Annotated in this window: 18 protein-coding genes; 10 read left to right on the top strand and 8 right to left on the bottom strand. The window is 37.5% G+C overall.

Features of this window, described 5'->3' with window-relative positions; all coding sequences use genetic code 11:
- Window positions 1-10: 10 nt before the first annotated feature.
- Both F931_RS07975 and dapA read right to left on the bottom strand, forming a co-directional pair.
- Entirely contained in the window at window positions 11-1267 is a 1257-nt protein-coding gene (locus F931_RS07975) for an NAD(P)/FAD-dependent oxidoreductase (RefSeq protein ID WP_016140870.1), read from the bottom strand.
- 125 nt (window positions 1268-1392) lie between these two features.
- Complete coding sequence (dapA, locus tag F931_RS07970; protein WP_016140869.1) at window positions 1393-2268, bottom strand: 4-hydroxy-tetrahydrodipicolinate synthase; 876 nt, start codon at window positions 2266-2268, stop codon at window positions 1393-1395.
- Between the two features lie 613 nt (window positions 2269-2881).
- On the opposite strand from dapA, the gene F931_RS07965 reads away from it, so the two are divergent.
- From F931_RS07965 to F931_RS07940, 6 genes are all read left to right on the top strand, one after another.
- The gene (locus F931_RS07965; RefSeq protein ID WP_016140868.1) at window positions 2882-4216 is read left to right on the top strand and encodes an aspartate aminotransferase family protein; all 1335 of its coding nucleotides are present in this window, start codon (window positions 2882-2884) and stop codon (window positions 4214-4216) included.
- Between the two features lie 16 nt (window positions 4217-4232).
- Window positions 4233-5735 carry a CoA-acylating methylmalonate-semialdehyde dehydrogenase gene (locus F931_RS07960; RefSeq protein WP_016140867.1) on the top strand — a complete coding sequence of 501 codons (1503 nt, stop codon included), beginning with the start codon at window positions 4233-4235 and terminating at the stop codon, window positions 5733-5735.
- A 93-nt stretch (window positions 5736-5828) separates the two neighbouring features.
- Window positions 5829-6611, top strand: a complete 783-nt coding sequence (locus F931_RS07955) for a helix-turn-helix domain-containing protein (RefSeq protein ID WP_016140866.1) — start codon at window positions 5829-5831, stop codon at window positions 6609-6611.
- A gap of 120 nt (window positions 6612-6731) precedes the next feature.
- The gene (locus tag F931_RS07950) at window positions 6732-7490 is read left to right on the top strand and encodes an SDR family NAD(P)-dependent oxidoreductase (protein ID WP_016140865.1); all 759 of its coding nucleotides are present in this window, start codon (window positions 6732-6734) and stop codon (window positions 7488-7490) included.
- A gap of 124 nt (window positions 7491-7614) precedes the next feature.
- Complete coding sequence (locus tag F931_RS07945) at window positions 7615-8355, top strand: SDR family NAD(P)-dependent oxidoreductase (protein WP_016140864.1); 741 nt, start codon at window positions 7615-7617, stop codon at window positions 8353-8355.
- A 10-nt stretch (window positions 8356-8365) separates the two neighbouring features.
- Window positions 8366-9121 (top strand): SDR family NAD(P)-dependent oxidoreductase, encoded by a 756-nt coding sequence (locus tag F931_RS07940; protein WP_016140863.1) that lies wholly within the window; start codon window positions 8366-8368, stop codon window positions 9119-9121.
- Between the two features lie 51 nt (window positions 9122-9172).
- Here the strand turns inward: F931_RS07940 and F931_RS07935 are convergent, their stop codons facing one another.
- Both F931_RS07935 and F931_RS07930 read right to left on the bottom strand, forming a co-directional pair.
- Entirely contained in the window at window positions 9173-10378 is a 1206-nt protein-coding gene (locus tag F931_RS07935; protein WP_016140862.1) for an MFS transporter, read from the bottom strand.
- A gap of 71 nt (window positions 10379-10449) precedes the next feature.
- On the bottom strand, window positions 10450-11154 hold the full coding sequence (locus tag F931_RS07930; protein WP_016140861.1) for an SDR family oxidoreductase: 705 nt from the start codon (window positions 11152-11154) through the stop codon (window positions 10450-10452).
- 120 nt (window positions 11155-11274) lie between these two features.
- On the opposite strand from F931_RS07930, the gene gcvA reads away from it, so the two are divergent.
- Both gcvA and F931_RS07920 read left to right on the top strand, forming a co-directional pair.
- The gene (gene gcvA / locus F931_RS07925) at window positions 11275-12159 is read left to right on the top strand and encodes a transcriptional regulator GcvA (RefSeq protein WP_016140860.1); all 885 of its coding nucleotides are present in this window, start codon (window positions 11275-11277) and stop codon (window positions 12157-12159) included.
- Window positions 12160-12312: 153 nt separating this feature from the next.
- Window positions 12313-13224, top strand: a complete 912-nt coding sequence (locus F931_RS07920) for a LysR family transcriptional regulator (RefSeq protein ID WP_016140859.1) — start codon at window positions 12313-12315, stop codon at window positions 13222-13224.
- A gap of 229 nt (window positions 13225-13453) precedes the next feature.
- Here F931_RS07920 and F931_RS07915 read toward each other — a convergent pair whose 3' ends face one another.
- From F931_RS07915 to abaQ, 3 genes are read right to left on the bottom strand one after another with little or no spacing between them, the layout of a single operon-like run.
- The gene (locus F931_RS07915) at window positions 13454-15028 is read right to left on the bottom strand and encodes an aldehyde dehydrogenase (NADP(+)) (RefSeq protein ID WP_016140858.1); all 1575 of its coding nucleotides are present in this window, start codon (window positions 15026-15028) and stop codon (window positions 13454-13456) included.
- Between the two features lie 10 nt (window positions 15029-15038).
- Window positions 15039-16037: an AraD1 family protein gene (araD1, locus tag F931_RS07910; protein WP_016140857.1), complete on the bottom strand. Its 999-nt coding sequence runs from the start codon at window positions 16035-16037 to the stop codon at window positions 15039-15041.
- 10 nt (window positions 16038-16047) lie between these two features.
- A complete protein-coding gene (abaQ, locus tag F931_RS07905) occupies window positions 16048-17352 on the bottom strand; it encodes a multidrug efflux MFS transporter AbaQ (RefSeq protein ID WP_016140856.1) in 1305 nt (434 codons plus the stop codon).
- A gap of 169 nt (window positions 17353-17521) precedes the next feature.
- On the opposite strand from abaQ, the gene ilvD reads away from it, so the two are divergent.
- Window positions 17522-19255 (top strand): IlvD/Edd family dehydratase, encoded by a 1734-nt coding sequence (gene ilvD / locus F931_RS07900; RefSeq protein ID WP_016140855.1) that lies wholly within the window; start codon window positions 17522-17524, stop codon window positions 19253-19255.
- Between the two features lie 83 nt (window positions 19256-19338).
- Entirely contained in the window at window positions 19339-20055 is a 717-nt protein-coding gene (gene pdhR, locus F931_RS07895) for a FadR/GntR family transcriptional regulator (RefSeq protein ID WP_016140854.1), read from the top strand.
- 71 nt (window positions 20056-20126) lie between these two features.
- Here pdhR and F931_RS07890 read toward each other — a convergent pair whose 3' ends face one another.
- A complete protein-coding gene (locus tag F931_RS07890) occupies window positions 20127-20921 on the bottom strand; it encodes a TorF family putative porin (protein ID WP_016140853.1) in 795 nt (264 codons plus the stop codon).
- Window positions 20922-20925: the final 4 nt, after the last annotated feature.

Here is a 20925-nt window from a genome sequence, read left to right as displayed (position 1 = left end):
AATTCGATAATTAAAATCTATTTGCTTTAAACGGTGTAAGGTCTATTTTAGTAGATTGCTGACTTAGCATTTCTGTTACTAAACGCCCTGTAGTTGCCCCTAAAGTTAAGCCAAGTTGCCCATGTCCAAAGGCTAAAGCAACGTTTGGTAAACGTGGGCTCATATCAATAATTGGCTTCGTGTCTGGCAAAAATGGTCTATAGCCAACACCAAGCTCCATTCCTTCGGTATTTAATTGTGGTAAAACTTTTTTAGCTTTATCTAAAATAATTTCAGCACGTTTCATATTTGGCTTTGCACCAGCAGCAGCAAATTCAATGGTCCCACCAATTTGCAGTCCTCGGCTCATTGGTGCAAAACAAAAGCCACCTGATGCATAAATAGTTGAATGCTTAATATCAACTTCAGGTTTTGGTAAAACTACTTGATAACCAGCAATACCGGCTAAAGGCGGATCAATACCAAGTTGTTTTGAAAATAGTTGTGAACCAACACCCGCTGCCACTACTGCATAGTCAACATCTATAATTTGATTATTACTTAAAAGAACTTGGCTTAATCTATTATTTTCTTCACGTAACTCAACTACTTTCGCGCGTATCCTTTCACCACCTTTTGCGATAAAACTTTCAGTGAGGGCGGCAATAAAACCTTTAGTATCTTTTACAGCAGTCCAATCATTAAATAATAAACCGTGTTTAAATTTGCCCGTGAAAACTGGCTCTAAATCTGAAATTTCTCTTTCATTAAGAATTTGATGTTTAAAACCAAAACTCTGTCTTAACTCTAAATATTTCTTTTCATGTTCAATATCATCAGCACTGTCAAAGAGCTCTAAAATAGGTCGTGTACCTATTAATTCTTTATCTGGACAGTCTTCTAATAACACTGCATAGTCTTCATAAACATGTTGAGTTAATGAAGCTAAAGAACTAGCAATCTCATTTATACGAGATTCTCTTGCACAATTTAAAAAACGCAAAAACCACGGAATAATACTTGGAAAAGCAGATGGCCTTAATGCTAAAGGCCCTTGTTGATCTAACAACCAACCTGGGATCTTCATTAGGATCCCTTTTTTTGAAAGAGGAATAATTTCACTGACCGCCATCTGTCCACAGCTCCACTTTGCGGTACTTTCCCCAGCTTCAGATGGATCAACAACAGTAACCTTAAAACCTTTTTTTTGCAGATAAAGAGCGCAACAGATACCCACTATACCGCCACCAATTACAACAGTATTTTTCAAATTAGATTCTATAGACATTTTTACATTCCATTGATTAATTGAGGTTTTATATTGATGAGATATAATAAAAACCTATCCTACTCTTTTTTAAAAAACTTTATTCAACCTATGAGTCCCTTGACTCATAGGTTCTTAATTACTACTTACTTATCGATTGCATCGAATGCACGCTTAAATTCGGCTTTTTCTTCTTCAGTTAAAGGTAATAATGGCATACGAGCATTACCAACTTTAAATCCAGCTAGTTCACAACCATATTTAACCTTTTGAACAAATTTGCCTGATTCCATAATTGCCATAACTGGGAATAATTGACGCATTACATCCTGAGCGCCTTTAATATCACCCGCATTATATTTATTAATAATCTCAACAACTTTGTTCGGGAAACAGTTAGCTGGACCACAGATCCAACTTGTTGCGCCCCATAGGAAGAAATCTAATGCTTGATCATCTGAACCACATGAAAGCTGGTAGTTATCTTTATATTTTCCACCAATTTCAATAGCACGTAGTAAATTACCACTACTTTCCTTAATGCCAATAACACGTGGATGGTCTTTAAAAGCTTCAAGTACTTCGTAACCCACTTCTACATTGGTACGAACAGGATAGTTATATAGAACGATATTAATTTGAGGAAAAGCATCTAGGATTGCATTGTAGTGAGCAATTAACTCTTCTTGAGATGGTAAAGCATAATAAGGAGGCGCAATTAGAAGATTGGTATAACCAAGATCAACAGTTTGTTGTACTTGCTCTAAGACTTCACGTGTACATGATCCATTTGCGCCTGCAATTAGAATACCGCGATCACCCACAGTCTCTTTTACTACTTTAAGAATTTGACGACGCTCTTCATTAGTTAATGCGTAATACTCACCAGTAGAACCTAATGGTACGAAACCTTTAACACCAGCTTTTAATTGATACTCAATAATATCAACCAACGTTTTATAGTCGACTTGGTTATTTTCATCAAAAGGTGTAACTAAAGCAGGAAGAATACCTTGCAACATTTTAAATCTCTCCATAAAAATTTTTTAATCTGAATTCCCTATTTCGTACAAAATTAAGAAAATAACTATTGTTATTTCAATAACTTAAAATTGAAGATTTAGTATTCAATTCCAGATTATTACATTGTGTACAATATTGCATACATAAACAATATCCTCAAATTTTTTAGATGTCAATCATTCGGTTGAAAAATTAATTGCTTGTAAAAAGAACAGGTTTTTCAATGATATATTTTTTAAATAAAAGGTTTTTAATTTTGAAATCATTTTATTTTGATATTGAAGTGCTATTACATGATGGCTTTTTTATTAGGCTGAACTATTAATTTAAGTCTAAAAATAGTCTTTTGTTTTAATTACATATTCTTTTTTTTCAAATTCCCACTTTTCTGAAAGTTATAAATTTAAAAAAAAATCTCTTGTGAACTGATTGACAGGATAATTTTTATCTCTTAATCTCATTGCATACAATATTGCATACATTTTAAATTCTGCATTTTAATGTATTGAATTTTAGGTATTTAGCTAATCAGACTCATCAGATAAATAATAGAGATATTAAATTTGCTGAGTTAAAGCGGTTACTTCGCTAACCATTTTCATAGGAACGATTATGGATATGTCCTCAATTAGTCATGTATCAACCATCGATAACGATGATGTTTACGCAATGGATCGCAAATACGTATTCCATTCTTGGTCAATCCAAGACAATTTAAATCCTTTAGTTATTAAATCTGGTAAAGGATCAAAACTATGGGATTTTGATGGTAATGAATATTTAGATTTTAGTAGCCAATTGGTGAATACAAATATTGGTCACCAACACCCTAAAGTGGTTGAAGCAATTGTTAAACAAGCTCAAGAATTAACAACAATCGCCCCTTCAACAGCAAACTTAGCGAGAAATGAAGCTGCTAAAAGAATTGTTGAATTAGCTCCTGAAGGCTTTAACAAAGTTTTCTTTACAAATGGTGGAGCAGATGCCAACGAAAATGCGATTCGTATGGCTCGACTATTTACAGGTAAAACAAAAGTTTTATCTTCTTACCGTTCATATCATGGCAATACTGGTTCAGCAATTGTAGCCACTGGTGATGCTCGTCGTATTCCGAATGAATATGCACGTGGTCATATTCATTTTTTTAGCCCATATCTTTATAGATCAGAATTTCATGCATCAAATGAAATTGAAGAATGCGAACGCGCTTTACAACATTTAAGAAGAATCATTGAAAGTGAAGGACCATCAAGTATTGCCGCAATTTTACTTGAAAGCTTACCAGGTACTGCGGGGATCCTAGTGCCGCCTAAAAACTATATGCAAGGCGTTCGTGAACTCTGTAATGAGTTTGGAATCATCATGATTTTTGATGAGGTAATGGCTGGCTTTGGTCGCACTGGCAAATGGTTTGCACTTGAACATTACGGAGTTACTCCAGATTTAATTACCTTTGCTAAAGGCGTAAATTCTGGATATATCCCAGTCGGTGGAGTGATTATTTCTGAAAAAATTAGCCAGTATTTTGATACGAATTTCTTCCCTGGTGGTTTGACTTATTCAGGACACCCTTTGGCAATGGCTTCAATTGTTGCAACCATTGATGCAATGAAAGAAGAAAAAATTCTAGAGAATGTGGAATACATCAGTAATGAAATTTTAGGACCGGGTCTTAAGAAACTTGCTGAAAAGCACCAGATTATTGGCGAAATCCGTGGTACTGGAGTTTTCTGGGCTATTGAATTAGTTAGTAACCAAAAAACAAAAGAGCGCGTTTCAGCTCAGACGATGACTGAAATTAAAAATCTTTGTGCCCAAAAAGGTCTTTTAACTTTCCTAGCCGATAACCGTATTCATGTTGTGCCGCCATGTGTCGTTACTAAAGAAGAAGTTTTAGAAGCTTTAAAAATCTATGACGAAGTTTTAACAGAAATTGGTTGCCATTAATTTAAGGAGATAATAAATGAGCGAGTTGAATGTTGTTGGTCATTTGATTAACGGTAAAAAAATTCACGACACTCAGAGAACACAGGATGTTTTTAATCCATCTACAGGCAAGGTTTCCAAACAAGTAGCTTTAGCTTCAAAAGAAACTGTAGAGGAAGCAATCGCCGCTGCTCAAGCTGCTTTCCCAGCATGGAAAAATACGCCGCCCTTACGTCGTGCACGTATTATGTTTAAGTTCAAAGAATTACTTGAACAAAATGCTGAAAAAATTGCTCACCTTATCGGTGAAGAACATGGAAAAATTCTGCATGATGCAAAAGGTGAATTACAACGTGGTATTGAAGTTGTTGAATATGCATGTGGTGCTCCTGAACTACTAAAAGGTGAATTCACTAAAAATGTTGGTCCTAATATTGATTCTTGGAGCGATTTCCATCCTCTAGGTGTAGTAGCGGGTATTACTCCATTTAACTTTCCAACAATGGTGCCATTATGGATGATTCCAATGGCTCTAGTTTGCGGTAATACATTTGTTTTAAAACCTTCAGAACGTGACCCAAGCTCGACTATGTTACTTGGAGAATTAATGTATCAAGCTGGTTTACCTGAAGGTGTTTTTAACATCGTTAATGGTGATAAAGAAGCTGTAGACGTTTTACTAAGTGATAGTCGTGTTCAAGCTGTAAGTTTTGTAGGTTCAACTCCTATTGCTGAGTATATCTATAAGACTGCTGCTGCAAATGGAAAAAGATGCCAAGCTTTAGGCGGTGCAAAAAACCATGCGATTGTTATGCCTGATGCTGACCTTGATAATGTCGTTAACTCATTACTGGGTGCTGCATTCGGGTCTTCAGGTGAGCGTTGTATGGCCTTATCTGTTGCTGTAACTGTAGGCAAAGAAATTGGTGATCAATTAATTGAAAATCTTTCTAAAGCTATTGGCACTTTAAAGTATGGTGCATATTCAGAAAATAGTAACGATTTCGGTCCAGTTATTACTAAAGCCCATAAAGATAAAGTAGTTAGTCATATTACAAGTGCAGAACAACAAGGTGCAAAAGTTGTAGTTGATGGTCGTGAAGCAAAAGTTGCGGGTCATGAAGATGGTTTCTATGTGGGTGCAACCTTAATCGATAACGTTACGCCTGAAATGGATAGCTATAAAGCTGAAATTTTTGGACCAGTATTGCAAGTTATTCGTGTTGATACTATGGAAGAAGCGCTGGAACTCATTAATAAACATGAGTATGGCAATGGTACATGTATCTACACTCGTGATGGTGAAGCTGCACGTTACTTCTGCGATAACGTACTTGTGGGTATGGTTGGTGTAAATATTCCTCTTCCTGTACCTGTTGCCTATCACAGTTTTGGTGGTTGGAAACGTTCATTGTTTGGTGATCTTCATGTCTATGGTCCAGATGGTATCCGCTTCTATACTCGCCGTAAGACAATAACTCAACGTTGGCCATCTTCAAGTATCAGAGAAGGCGCTCAATTCTCAATGCCAACTCTGTAGTTGTGAATAAGTATAGCGTTAGAATCAGCCCATTCTGATTTTAACGCTGTCTATGATTCCTGAAATGATTAGTACCCTGCTAGTTTAAAATCTATGAACACTTATTTAAGCGAACCTGATTTAAGTACTTATAAAGATGTAGAAAATATTTTTATAAACTACGACGCTTTTGATTGTTTAAATTCAAAAAAAGATTATGGAATTCTAATTTATTGTTATTCCAAGAGCTCGAATATCAGTATAGATTCAACTGTAATTCATGCTCCTCCATCATATGGTGTTTGGATACCAGAAAAATATTTAAATGAAAAAATTAATATTAACTCTAAAGAGTATTGTGTCATTAGTATCTCAAACAAACTTACTAAGACATTACCACTTGTGATAAGCACAGTAATTTGCAGTTCGTTAACAGATTCGATTTTGAGACACTGTAAAGAGAAATCAATTTCATCAATAAAATCTAAAAAAGATAAGCACTTATATCAAGTACTATTGGATCAAATTACAGATTCAGAATATTCAAATAGCTTTCTTCCTCTGACAAACCATCCAAAGCTCTCGGCAATACTTCAATACGTAAGAGATCACTCTTCTCAGAATATTAATATTTCGGTTATAGCAAAACATTTTGAAGTAAATGAAAGAACATTAAGCCGACAATGCAATAACGAGTTAGGAATGAGTCTCATAGAATGGAAACAACGCTTAAAAATCCTAAATACAATTTCCTTACTAGATGAGAATTCTTCAATTGATAGTATTGCTAAAAACTTAGGTTACTCTACAACCTCAGGATTTATAACCATGTTTAAACAGTGGACAGGATTAACACCTAATAAATATAAAAAAGAAATACTTTCCAGATTCAACTAACAAAAAACTATTAAAGATAGAGTAAATAAAATTTAATCCTATGTAAACAATATTTTATTTACACGAATCCACTTATTAACTCTTAGCTTCACTAAGAAATTTAACCAAAGGAAATCTAAAATGAAACTCCCCTTAGAAGGCCAGAATATATTAGTAACTGGTTGTGAAAATGGTATAGGCAGCTCAATTGTAAAGAAATTATCAAGTGAGGGGGCTCAAGTTATTATTCAATTTGAAAAGGATAAAAATTCGGCTGAATCTCTACTGAAAGAAATTGATAATAAAGGCTGGGTTATTCAAGCTGATTTGTCAGCTCTAGACGGGCCATTTATATTATGGGAAAAGGCTCTTATAGCAGCAGGTCAAATACATTCGATAGTAAATAATGCCAGTATTCGAACCGAATTACCTATAGATTCACCTACTGAATCTTGGCAAGCAATATGGAGAAAAGAGTTTCAAATAAATTTTTTTGCTGCCGCAGATCTTTGTAAAGAAGCAATCGCCCATTTTAAATTAGCGGGTAAAGGTCGAATTATTAATATTACGAGCCGTGCAGGACAACGAGGCTATGTTGTAGAAGCTTTACCTTATGGTTGTAGCAAAGCTGCGTTAATTAATTTAACAAAATCCATCGCAAGATCTTTCGGAAATGACGGTATTACTACTGTAGCGATAGCCCCAGGATGGGTTCAATCTGAACTTGATGAAAACTCAATTTCTAGCAATGCACAACAAACTGCCTTGGCTGAAATTCCGATAGGTGAGATGGTGAAACCTGAAGAATTAGCTGAATTAGTTTCTTTCGTACTTAAGCCATCACAACTTTCTTTAAATGGTTCCACTATCGATATTAATGGCGGTAGTTATATTCGTTAATTTCCCATCCATCAAAGTCTAAATAATGAATTGACAAATTTATTCAGCAATTATAAATTCAATTGTGTGCAAAGTTGTATGCAAAATATAAATTATTAAGAATAACCATTTAAAAGGAAATAAAATGGCTAGATTTATCGGCAAAACAGCTTTAGTTACTGGAGCTGGAGGCGGTATTGGTTCAGCAACTGCCCGTCGTTTGGCAGAAGAAGGCGCTATAGTTATTGTTGCTGATGTCGTATCAGAGACAGCAGAGAAAACCGTAAGAGACATTATTAAACAAGGTTATAAGGCTGAAACTCTAGTATTTGATTTGACGAATGGAAATGCATGTCGCCAAGCGATTGCAGATGTAGAAACTAAGTATGGGCATATAGACATATTAGTTAATAATGCTGGTGCAATGCGCCGAGGTGATTTACTTCATACAAGTGAAGCTGACTGGTTATTAAGTTTAGAGGTGAATGTAAATGCTCTATTTCACTTATGCCAAGCCGTATTACCCAATATGATTGCTGCTGGCGGTGGAGCAATTGTAAATACAGCTTCTCAATGGGGATTAACCCCTGCTCCAGGTCACATTGCTTACAATGTAAGTAAAGCAGCCGTAGTCGCTTTTACCAAGAGCTTAGCTCGCGATTACGCACCTCATAAAGTTCGAGTAAATGCCGTTTGTCCCGGTGAAATACACACACCAATGCTCGAAAAAGGTAAAACAATTGCAGATTTAGATGTGATGGTTCCATACGGGCGTATTGGTAAACCAGAAGAAGTTGCAGCATTAATCGCTTTTCTAGCATCAAATGAAGCAGCATTTACTTGTGGTGCATGTGTAGAAATCACTGGTGCTCAAGCTGTAGCGTAAGGACATACTAATGACAAATATTGCTCAAGATCTACAAGATAAAATCATTTTAGTTACAGGTAGTTCACGCGGTATAGGCTTAGCAACTGCAAAGCTTCTGCATAAAAGAGGAGCTAAAGTAGTTATTCATGCACGTTCATCTACAGCTAATTTAGATGAACTATTAAATCATTTAGGTGAAGAAAATGCTCGTTTAGTATTAGGAGACTTAAGCAGCTTTAATGGTGCGGAAAGTGTTTGGAGCAAAGCAATCAACTGCTTTGGTCATATAGACGTATTAGTTAATAATGCTGGTGCTTGGTTACCTTCTGATATCAATTCTAGCCAAGCTTGGCGTGAAGGATGGGAAAGCAACATCGCTATTAATCTCGCAGCTCCTGCTGAATTATGTCGTTTAGCATTATTACACTTCAAGCAAAGACACGGTGGTATTATTATCAATATTACGAGCCGTTCAGCACATCGTGGTGATGATGCAGAACATTTAGCATATGGAGCAGCCAAAGGTGGTTTGCTTGCTTTAACAAAAGGTATTGCTAGAGGATATGGTCGTGACAATATTCTTGCTTATGCAATTGCCCCAGGATGGGTTGCAACAGATTTAGCAGATGGTGCAATTGAGCCTTCGGTATTAGAAAATCTGCCTTTAGGTGAAGTTACTCCTGCAAGTGACGTAGCTGAAATAGTCGCTTTTTTAGCAACTGGTCGTTCACGCCATACAACTGGAGCAACAATTGATATTACTGGAGCAGATTACGTTCGCTAAAATAAAAATTATTCGAGTATTGGGTTTCCCCCAATACTCTTATTTAAAAAATTAAATTATCAGTTGTTTACTGTCTTTACGGAATAAAAAATATAAAAGAATGATTGATAATAAAGTTATAGAACCCATAACTCCATAAAGATTTTGCACCGAGATAATCGGGATTAATAGACCTGCAATCGGGCCAATTAGCAATAAAGCAATATCAAAGAAAGCTGTAAAAACTCCTAAAGCCACTCCTTTATTTTGATCATTAAACTTTTTCATTGCTTCAACACCCATTGCTGGAAAAACCATAGAAAAACCAGTTCCTACAAGAAATGCTCCTGCATAAGCAATTATTCGGTCACCTGATTGCCAGATTGTTAATAAACCAATAGCTTCAACAAAAAATGCACATAGAGCCACATTCTTGCCACCAAAAACTTGAATGGTGTTAGAGAAAATAAATCTGACCCCTACAAATCCAATACTAAATAAGCTCAAAGCAAGTGCCGCATTACTCCAACCTTTTTCCAAGAAAAATAAAGCTACAAAAGTTGAGAGCACACCGAAACCAAGAGTACCCACTGCTTGGCCTAAACCAAAAACCCAAACTTTAGAAAGTACTGATAAAATTGGTAGGCTTACTGGTCGAACATTCCCAGTCCGTATTGTTGTCTTTCTATAAGCAAGAAAAAAACCAACAATAGCTAAAATTATAGTCAAAATGGCGAATCCAAATTGACCAAATTGCGCATTACAAAAAACGCCTAATGGAGCACCAATTGCCATCGATAAATATGTTGCTGCACCATTCCATGAAATTACACGTGAGGTTTCATTGGGACCTGCCAATTGCATTCCCCAGAGAGTCGCTCCAGTACTGCAAAAGCTTTCACTACTACCTAAAAATAGTCTTGAAATCGCGAGTAAGAAAATACTGACTAATGGATATGAAACTAACCATAGTGCTAAAAAAGCGAATACTCCACTTAATCCACAGCAACTTAACCCCAAAAGAACTACATATCTGGAGCCCTTTCTATCGACAAGTTGACCAGCACTATGGCGGGTTAATAGCGTTGCTAGATATTGTAAACTGATAATTAAGCCAACTAAAAAAGGGGCAAAATTAAGATCTTTTACAATGAATTTTGGTAAAACTGCTAAGGGTAATCCTACCGATAAATAAGCAAAAGCTGTAAAAATAACGACTGAAATGATTTTCCTTGTCACGTCTAAATTAGACTGTTTCCCTAGAGTCAATGCTGCCATCTTTTTTACTCACTTAAAAAGCCCCGTAAATTATTTTACGAGGCTTAACCAACTCATTTGATGAAACATATTTAGACAGAGTGAGTGACACCTCCATCTACACGGATGTTTTGACCCGTAATATAAGCAGCGCCTTTGGAAGCCAAGAAACTGATCGTTGCAGCAATTTCCTCACTAGTACCATATCTTTGTAGTGGTACAGATTTGCGACGCTCTTCCGTTTCAGGAAGACTATCTATCCATCCAGGTAAAATATTATTCATACGAATATTATTCGCTGCATATTTATCAGCAAAAATTTTAGTAAATGAAGCTAAGCCAGCACGGAAAACGGCTGACGTTGGAAACATATCGGTTGGTTCAAATGTCCACGCGCTAGAAATATTTATAATAACGCCCGAATTTTGCTTTTCCATAATTGGAGTAACTAAACGAGTTGCTCGAATGACATTCATGAGATAAGTGTCTAAACCTAAATGCCATTGATCATCTGTAATCTCTAAAATTGGAGCACGAGGGCCATGCCCTGCGCTATTAACTAATACGTCAACCCTTCCCCATTTTTGATAAGCTTGCTCAACAAGGTTACTTATATCTTGAGTTGATTGATTTGTTCCTGTTACGCCAATGCCATTAAGCTCTTTAGCAATTTCTTCGCCTTTTCCCGATGAAGAAAGAATACCTACATGATAGCCATCTTTTTTTAATTGTCGTGCAGCAGCCGCTCCCATACCGCTACCACCAGCCATAATTAACGCTACTTTTTCTACAGTCATATATGCTATCCTCTAGAAGTGCTAAAACCATACACATCTTAATATTTTAAATAGAATATCATGGTGAACTCTTCATCTGACTTTACCTTTTCTCTCTATTGAATGTAGAAAAACTACAGTATGAATCAACTCAATCGCTTACCATCACTGAATGCATTAAAAGCTTTTGAAGCAGCAAGTAGACATTTAAATTTTAAACTTGCAGCAGAAGAGTTAAATGTTACTCAAAGTGCAATAGCTCAACAAATCCGTAGCCTAGAGGAAGAGTTAGGTTCAAAATTATTTGAAAGACATTCTAAAGGAGTAGCTTTAACCCCAAACGGCAGAAACTATTCTCATAGCATTACTCAAGCTTTTAATCTGATTTTTGAAGCAACCCAATCATTTCGCCATTCAAATAAACATATTACTATTAGTGTAACCCCGACATTTGCATCTAAGTGGTTAATTCCCCGTCTTAATCAGTTTACACAAATTCACCCCAATATTGATTTACAGATTTTGGCCACAGAAAGAATTTCACACTTTCAAAATGATGGAGTCGATTTAGCAATTCGCTATGGTAGACCTCCCTTTGGTGCTGGCCTTCACACTGAGTTACTTTTACAAGATTCTTTTATCGCTGTTGCAAGCCCTAATTTAGTCCCTTTAAAAGATCAGGCTTTAGAATTAAATGATTTATATCAATATACTTTACTACACGATGCCAATAATCTTTGGCCCCATTTTTTAGAAAAATTAGAAGTTAAAAAAACTAAAAAACTATTTAAAAATATCCGTTTTAATCAAACTTTACTTGCTATTGATGCTGCTGTTGCTGCACAAGGTATTACATTAAGCAATCCTATATTTGTTAGTTCCGACATAGAAACTGGTAAGCTCATTAAAATTTTTGAGCAAGAGCTAAAAATGGAAACTGGATTTTATTTAGTTACTCCTCGATATTCTATCAATGCTGAAGCTATAGCTAAAGTTCGTAATTGGTTATTGGATCAGTTAAATTGAAAAATAAAATATTCGATTAAAAATCAATTTATTTAGTTTAGTCACCTTTCTAAATAACTGCTTTCAAATGAAGTATTAAATATTGAGATAATAAGTTCACAATCAACTATACGTTTGATAAATTTGAATTTACGTAGTGCAAAAAGTCACAACATGAAACTCAAGCAATTACAGCAAATTAGCAATGCTGATATAAAGCTTTTAAAGATTTTTAAAAGTGTTTGTGAATGTGGTAGCTTTACCTCTGCTGAAAGTATGCTGGGCATTAGCCGATCTGCTATTAGCTTAAATATAAGTGACTTAGAGCAAAGAGTCGGTTTCAGATTATGTCAACGAGGTAGAGCCGGTTTTGCTCTAACAGAAGAAGGTAAACAACTATTAGAATATATAGAGATACTTTTAGCGTCTATTGAAGATTTCCGGGTAAAGGTAAACCAAATACACAACAAACTTAAAGGTGAATTTAATATTGGAATTATCAATAATTTAGTCACTATGCCCAATTGTAATATTACTAATACATTAAGGCAGTTAAGTAGTGAACATCCTGATGTAAAAATAAATATTAGTATGAGCACTCTTTCAGATATTGAGAGTAAGGTGTTAGATGGCCGTCTTCATGTTGGGGCTATTCCGTTTGTTACTTCCCTTTCTGGCCTCGATTATTTTGATTTATACGAAGAAAAATCTTATCTCTATTGTGGTAATCAACATCCCCTCTTTTGCTCACCCAATTTATTATCAAAAAATGATTTAAAAAGATGGGATGCTGTAGTCCCAAACTACAATCTAACTACAGAAGCTATTGATTTTCATAAACTACTTAATTGTAAGGCTACTGCCACAGATAGAGAAGGTATAGCATTTTTAATTTTGACAGGAAATTTCCTTGGATTTCTTCCTGAACATTATGCTTCTAAATGGGTAATAGATCAGACAATAACGCCTATTCTAAATTCAGAAATTTTTTATAACACGAAAATTTGTTTGATAACTAAAAAGAGTAAATCAAACAATATGATCCTTAATTACTTTTTAGAGAAAATTAATCTTAAAATTGAATGAATATAGTTTTTATATATTTTTACTACTCTAGATAAGTTTTTTAGGAATGAGAAAAAAGGCGAAGATCTTAACTTTTCTGACCTTATTTATATATAAAATCTACGCTAGATAATTCTCCGCTTAGATGTTATTGACGATGCTCAGGTCGTGCTTAATTTGCCTACTCCGCTATAGATTTATTATTCAGAATATAAAAAGAGACCAACGAGTGGTCTCTTTTTTTATTTTATTAGATCGCTGCTTTGGTCATCTCACCATTGACTAGTCTTAAAATCTGCAATGGATTACTGTCTTTTAAGGCTTCCGGCAATAAACTTTGCGGGTAGTTCTGGTAACAGACCGGGCGCAAATAACGGTCAATGGCCAAGGTTCCAACTGATGTACCTCTTGCATCTGAGGTTGCTGGATATGGTCCGCCGTGCACCATGGCATCACAGACCTCAACACCCGTTGGATAACCATTTATAAGTAATCGGCCTGCTTTTTCTTCTAGCATAGGAACCACATCTGCAAACTCCGTGAAGTCTGCTTCATCGGCAATCAAAGTTGCAGTCAGCTGTCCATTCATGCTTTGTAGAGCTTGAATGAGTTGGGCTTTATCTTCAACCTCAATCACCACTGTTGTGGGACCAAAGATTTCTTCTTGTAAAAGCTGATCACCTGCAAGTAATAGCTCCACATCAGCTTTAAACAGTTGTGGCTGTGCCTGATTGCCTTGCTGGGTTTGACCTGCCAAATGTTCAATGCCTTGATGCTGGGTTAAATGCTCAAGACCAGCGGTATAACTTTTTAAGGTTCCGGCATTCAGCATAGTCTGTGCAGGTTTGTCACCCATAATTTCAGTTAGGTTGTTAATGAGCTGGCTAAACTCAGCTGATTTAATACCTAAAATTAAACCCGGATTGGTACAGAACTGACCACAGCCTAAAACAACTGAGTCGGCTAAGTCCTGTGCAATTTTTTCACCACGGTTTTTCAAGGCTTCCGGCAACATCAGCATCGGGTTAATACTGCTCATTTCCGCAAAGACTGGAATCGGTTGTGGACGGGCTGCTGCCATGTCACATAAAGCTCGGCCACCGCGAAGTGAACCCGTAAATCCCACAGCCTGAATTAAAGGATGTTTCACTAAAGGTTCACCCACACCATTACCATAGATCATGTTAAATACGCCTTTAGGCATATTTGATTTTTCTACGGCACGTTCAATTGCCTGAGCTACAAAATCTGCTGTCGCCATGTGACCACTATGCGCTTTCACCACTACAGAGCAGCCTGCGGCGAGTGCCGAAGCAGTATCGCCACCCGCAGTTGAAAAAGCGAGTGGAAAGTTACTTGCCCCAAAGACTGCCACAGGGCCAACACCAATTTTAATCTGGCGTAGGTCTGGGCGAGGTAAGGGCTGACGCTCAGGTAAAGCTGTATCAATACGGGCCCCTAAGAAGTCACCACGACGCAACACTTTAGCAAACAGACGCATTTGCTCACTGGTACGGCCACGTTCACCTTGTAAACGGGCAAGTGGCAAAGCGGTTTCTTGCGAAATAGTCTCTAGAAAATCGGTGCCCAAGGCATCGAGTTCATCGGCAATATTTTCTAAAAAAGTAGCACGCTGTTCAGGTGAAGTATGGCGGTAAGTTTTAAAAGCTTGGCTAGCTGCTTCACAGGCCTGATTAATTTCCTGTTCGGTTGCATGGTGAAACTCATAAGGCAAAGCCTCACCAGTTGTTGCATTCACACTTTTCAATAAAGTTGTACTTTGTGCACTACGTGAACCGCCAATAAAGTTGTGTCCAATGACCATTTTAAATTCCTTAAAGTGTTATAACTGAACCGATCGGTAGCTCTGCTTGTGTATGAGCAAGTTTGTTTTTAAGGGGAAGACCGAATTCTTTCATTTCAATTTCAAACTCATCGTTGACTTGTGCCTGAATACCATCTGCAAAAGATAAAGTGGCTGTACCGAAGTAGTGAATATGAACATCCCCTGCTTTTAAAAATTGTTGATACTTAAAGTGGTGATATTCCAGATTTGCCAAGCTATGGCACATATTGTCCTCACCCGACAAAAACTCTTTTTCCCAAATGATTTGTCCATCACGGCGCAAACGACTCGTTCCCACTAAATGTTTCGGTAATTCGCCTGTTCGTAAAGCTGGACCAAAACTACAAAAACGTAATTTTGAATGGGCCAGATATAGATAATTACGGCGCTCCATTACATGGTCAGAATATTCATTGCCTAGCGCAAACCCGATTCGGTAAGGCTTTAAGTCTTCTCCAATCACATATAGGCCTGCGATTTCAGGTTCTTCGCCACCGTCTTCAGCAAATGGAGGTAAAGGCAACTCCGCTCCCGGTCTTACCACAATTGAACCGTCACCTTTATAGAACCATTCTGGCTGTGCACCGACTTGACCTTCTGGCGGACGGCCCTTTTGTAGTCCCCATTGAAATATCCGCATGGTGTCGGTCACTGAGCTGTCATCGCTTAAATTTTGCTGATGCATTTTGTCGCGTGCTGATGCAGAACCTAAATGAGTTAAACCTGTACCGGAAACTAAACAATGCGTTGGGTCTGGATGGTCTAAAGGCGGCAGTACCTTTAAATCTGCTAATAAAGATGAATAATCATAGGTCTCTGATTCAAACCCTAATGTCTCAACTTGTTGCTCTAATGAAACTTTATTGCGGATTGCCAAAAGTGCTAAATCACGAACCGATTGAATATTTTTAACCGGATATGCCATGTTGCCTTCTACTTTGGCAACAGCACGTTGATTTGCACGGTTTTCAAATTGAATAATTTGCATGTTTTATTCCTTACAAAGGCTTTTGAATATTCACTGTTTGAGTTTTTTGACGTTCGAGCTTGGCATAGACGATGTAAGTCAAAATCAAACCAAAAAGCATGACGATAGATAAGAAATACAAGCCTGCAGCCATATTTCCTGTGTATTCTTTTAAAAGTCCGATGCCAAACGGCCCAACATAGCCACCTAAATTTCCGACAGAATTGATTAAGGCAATGCCAGCCGCTGCACTTGCACCAGTTAAGAAACGGCCCGGTAATGTCCAAAACACAGCAGTTGATGAAAATAGGCAGAACGCAACCACAGCCAAAGCAGCTAACTGCATGACTGGAGAATTTAGCCAAGCACTTAAAAACATTGCGCAAGCGCCTAGTGCGTAGAGAAAACTTAAATGTCCATAGCGATCATTTAGACGATCGGTACTACGTGGAATAATTAATAATCCAATAATTCCAAAAACGTAGGGAATGCTAGATAAGAAGCCAATTTGAAGATCAGTACCACCTCCAAATTGCTTGATAATAGAAGGCAACCAGAGATTTAAACCGTAAATACTTAAAGTCACTGGTAGGTAATACAATGCTAATAAAAGTACGCGTTTGTCTTTTAAAGCATGTAAGGGATTGGCATGTCGGGTTTGATCATATTCGGCTTCATCTTTAACAAGTTCATTTTTAAGCCATTGTTTTTGTTCAATGCTTAACCATTTCACTTTATCAATATTATCGGGTAACCACAGGAATGTTGGTAGAGCCAATAAAACCGCAGGTAAGCCGACTGCAATGAACAACCATTGCCAACCATGTAAGTTTGCAATGCCATCCATTCCAAGTAATAGACCAGCTAAAGGCCCCGCAATCATCATGGCAATGGGTTGTGAAAGCACAAACATTCCCATAATTTTTCCGCGATGACGCACGGGATACCACTGAGTGATGAGGTATAAAACGCCCGGGAAAAAGCCTGCCTCCGCTACACCAAGTAAAAACCGTAAGAGATAAAAGCTTTTCGGCCCTTCAATGAGCGCCATAGCCATGGTGATTAAACCCCATGTCAATAAAATGCGGGTAAACCATTTACGGGCACCAAATTTGTCTAAAAGCAAATTACTTGGAACTTCAAAAAGAAAATATCCAATAAAAAATAAGCCTGCTCCTAGACCATAGGCTGCATCACCAATTCCGACGTCGGCACCCATATGCAAATGAGCGAACCCAACAGCGGCACGATCAATGTAGGCCACCAGATATAGTATGACTAATGCAGGTATCAGCTTAAACGTGACCGTCCGTATTACATCCTTTTCGAAATCCATGTTCGACTCCATTTCCTATTATTTACTTATAGAGCATCTTGCTCGTAAATTATCCTTTCAATTTAAAATATAGTAATACTATTTAAATTTCAAACCTTTTAAAAATAAAATTTATGGTGTATTTTTAATTTAATTAGTTCTAATAGTAATACTATATAGGGAAATTTGTATGAATAACAAACAAGTTCTTCGTTCGGCTGCCTGGTTTGGTACAACGGATAAAAATGGCTTTATGTATCGTAGTTGGATGAAGAACCAAGGAATTCCAGATCATGAGTTTCAAGGCAAACCGATTATTGGGATTTGTAATACGTGGTCTGAACTCACACCATGCAATGCCCATTTTCGAAAAATTGCCGAACACGTAAAAAAAGGGATTTTAGAAGCTGGCGGCTACCCTGTTGAGTTTCCGGTATTTTCAAATGGTGAGTCGAATTTACGTCCTACTGCCATGTTTACACGTAACTTAGCCAGTATGGATGTTGAGGAAGCTATTCGTGGTAACCCTATTGACGGTGTGGTGTTACTAACAGGTTGTGACAAAACTACACCTGCATTATTAATGGGTGCCGCAAGCTGTGATATTCCTGCCATTGTAGTAACTGGTGGGCCAATGCTGAATGGTAAGCACAAAGGTAAAGATATTGGTGCTGGTACTATCGTTTGGCAAATGCATGAAGAGTTAAAAGCAGGCAAAATCGATTTAAATGAATTTCTTTCTGCCGAATCTGGTATGTCACGCTCAGCGGGTACATGTAATACCATGGGCACTGCTTCTACCATGGCGTGTATGGCAGAAGCCTTAGGCACTTCTTTACCACACAATGCAGCCATTCCAGCGGTAGATTCTCGTCGTTATGTGTTAGCTCACCTTTCTGGCATGCGTATTGTTGATATGGTTCATGAAGATTTACGTCTTTCTAAAATCTTAACCAAAGAAGCTTTCGAAAATGCCATTAAAGTCAATGCCGCTATTGGTGGTTCAACCAATGCCGTGATTCATTTAAAGGCAATTGCTGGACGTATTGGGGTTGATTTACAACTCGATGACTGGAACCGTGTCGGCCGAGGTATGCCAACGATTGTTGACTTGCAGCCTTCGGGTCGTTTTCTCATGGAAGAGTTCTATTATAGCGGTGGTTTGCCGGCTGTAATCCGTCGTATGGGCGAAGCCAATCTCTTACCACATCCACAAGCTTTAACCGTAAATGGTCAAGGCATTTGGGAAAATTGCCAGCAGTCACCTATTTATAACGATGAAGTGATTCGGAAAATAGACAATCCAATTCGACAAGATGGCGGCATGTGTATTTTACGCGGTAATTTAGCGCCTAAAGGTGCGGTGCTTAAACCTTCTGCTGCAACACCTGAACTGATGAAGCACCGTGGTCGTGCAGTCGTATTTGAAAACTTTGATGATTATAAAACCCGCATTAATGATCCAGACCTTGATGTCGATGAAACTTGTATTCTAGTCATGAAAAATGCTGGCCCTAAAGGCTACCCGGGCATGGCGGAAGTGGGCAATATGGGGTTACCCCCAAAGATTTTAGCCAAAGGCATTACCGACATGGTTCGTATTTCCGATGCACGGATGAGCGGTACAGCGTATGGCACCGTGGTTTTACATGTTGCCCCTGAAGCTATGGCTGGCGGGCCTTTAGCCGTAGTTCAAAATGGTGACTTTATCGAACTCGATGCCTATGAAGGAAAACTTCATCTGGAAGTGAGTGATGAAGAACTTAAGCAACGTCTTGAGAATTTGGCACCTCCAGCACTGCCAAGTTTTATTGGCGGCTACCGCAAACTCTATGTAGAACATGTTCTACAAGCAGATGAAGGTTGTGATTTTGATTTCTTGGTCGGTTGCCGAGGCTCAGAAGTTCCACGTCATTCCCATTAATATTTATTCTTGAAAAAGATGATCTTGTTAAAACACAAGGTCATCTATACCATAGGATATTCAACATGTCGTAATAGTGAAATATGAGTAAAGCTGACTATAAAAATCCTATTCCAAGCAAAAGCCAACATGCATTAATTGTTCAACAATTGGGATTAAAAATTGTTTCTGGTGAAATCTCAGAAAATGAAAAGCTCCCGAGTGAAGTTGATTTATGTGAGGAATATAAAGTCAGCCGTCCTGTCTTTCGCGAAGCAATCCGTGTTTTAAACGCGAAAGGCTTAACTTACTCAAGACCAAAAATTGGAACTGTAGTAAGGCCTAAAGAAGAATGGCATTTGCTCGATCCGGATGTATTGTTTTGGTTGATTCAAACGACGCCTGAACATGAGTTTTTTAAAACCCTTTCTACCGTACGACGCGTTTTGGAACCTGAGCTTGCTTATATTGCGGCAAGTACGGCAAACGAAGAAGATATTGAACGCATTAAAAATGCCTATGATGGGATGGAAAAAGCGACAACAGTTGAAGAATTTATAGAGCCAGATATTCAATTTCACTTAGCAATTGCCAAAGCAACGCATAATGACTTGCTGGCTTATATGTCAAAAATGCTGGTCTTACCTTTACAGCAATCAATTCAAGTCACCAGTCTACGTCCAAATTTACAAGGCCATTCACTACCTAGACATAAAGCGATTTTAACCGCAATTGAAAATAAAGATCCGCTCTCTGCTCGCCATGCTTCACTTGTTCAGCTGGACGACACCAAAATGGCTTACGATTTAATTAAAAAATAATTTTTATATATTTATTATTTAAAGCCTGATGCTCAAAATTAAGTCATCAGGCTTTTTTATTTATAAATTAGTTAGAACACTTTTTTAACTGAGACAGTAAATGTCGAATCAATCGGGTTTGAAATGGGTGCATCGGATTCACCATTACTATACTTCTTATAGAACCCATCTTTATCCCAAGCTTTGGTATAGGCTAAGCCAGTAGTCCAGCCATCACCTAAATCTTTAATTAGTTCGACTTTCATATCTTGAAAATTAGCTTCCGAGAAATTTTTAATTTTTTCATAGCCATAGTGAGCACCAAAAGTCCAAGACTCATTAATAGGCTGAGTAAAAGTCAGATCTAAATAAGTTGTTCCTCGTGAACGTTTACCTGCTGGGCCACCCATCGTATCGGAGTTATAGCCTGCATAATCTGGGGTATAGGTAATATAATATTTAAGAATCAAAGGTCCATAACCAATTTGAGGTACAATTTCGCCATAGTTATAACTGGTACTCCCTGTTTCAGGCGTGCTTTCAGCTCCCGGATAGTAGTAATAAAAAACCGTCATTCCGGCCGAAAACTTATCGAAAGTTTTGATATAACCTGTATAAAAATCCCACTCAACTGAAGCATCTCGTAAATAGTTAGAACTTACATTCGATGCCCAAGTTCCCACAAATAATCCATTTGGATTGGTATAATCGAGACCTATTTGTAATGCTGGTTTGCCCCAAGTTTGTTGAAAACCACGTGATATATATTGACTTGCAAAGGTGACATTAGCACTGTATGGAGAAATTTTTTCTTGTTCATTTAATTGTTCAGCATGTACAACACCGGTAGATATAATGAGAGAAGCTATCCCTAAAATTTTTCTCATTCAA

This window comes from Acinetobacter pittii ANC 4050, from assembly GCF_000399685.1.
Classification (GTDB): Bacteria; Pseudomonadota; Gammaproteobacteria; order Pseudomonadales; family Moraxellaceae; genus Acinetobacter; species Acinetobacter pittii_E.
This window is presented reverse-complemented; position numbering and strand designations above follow the sequence as displayed.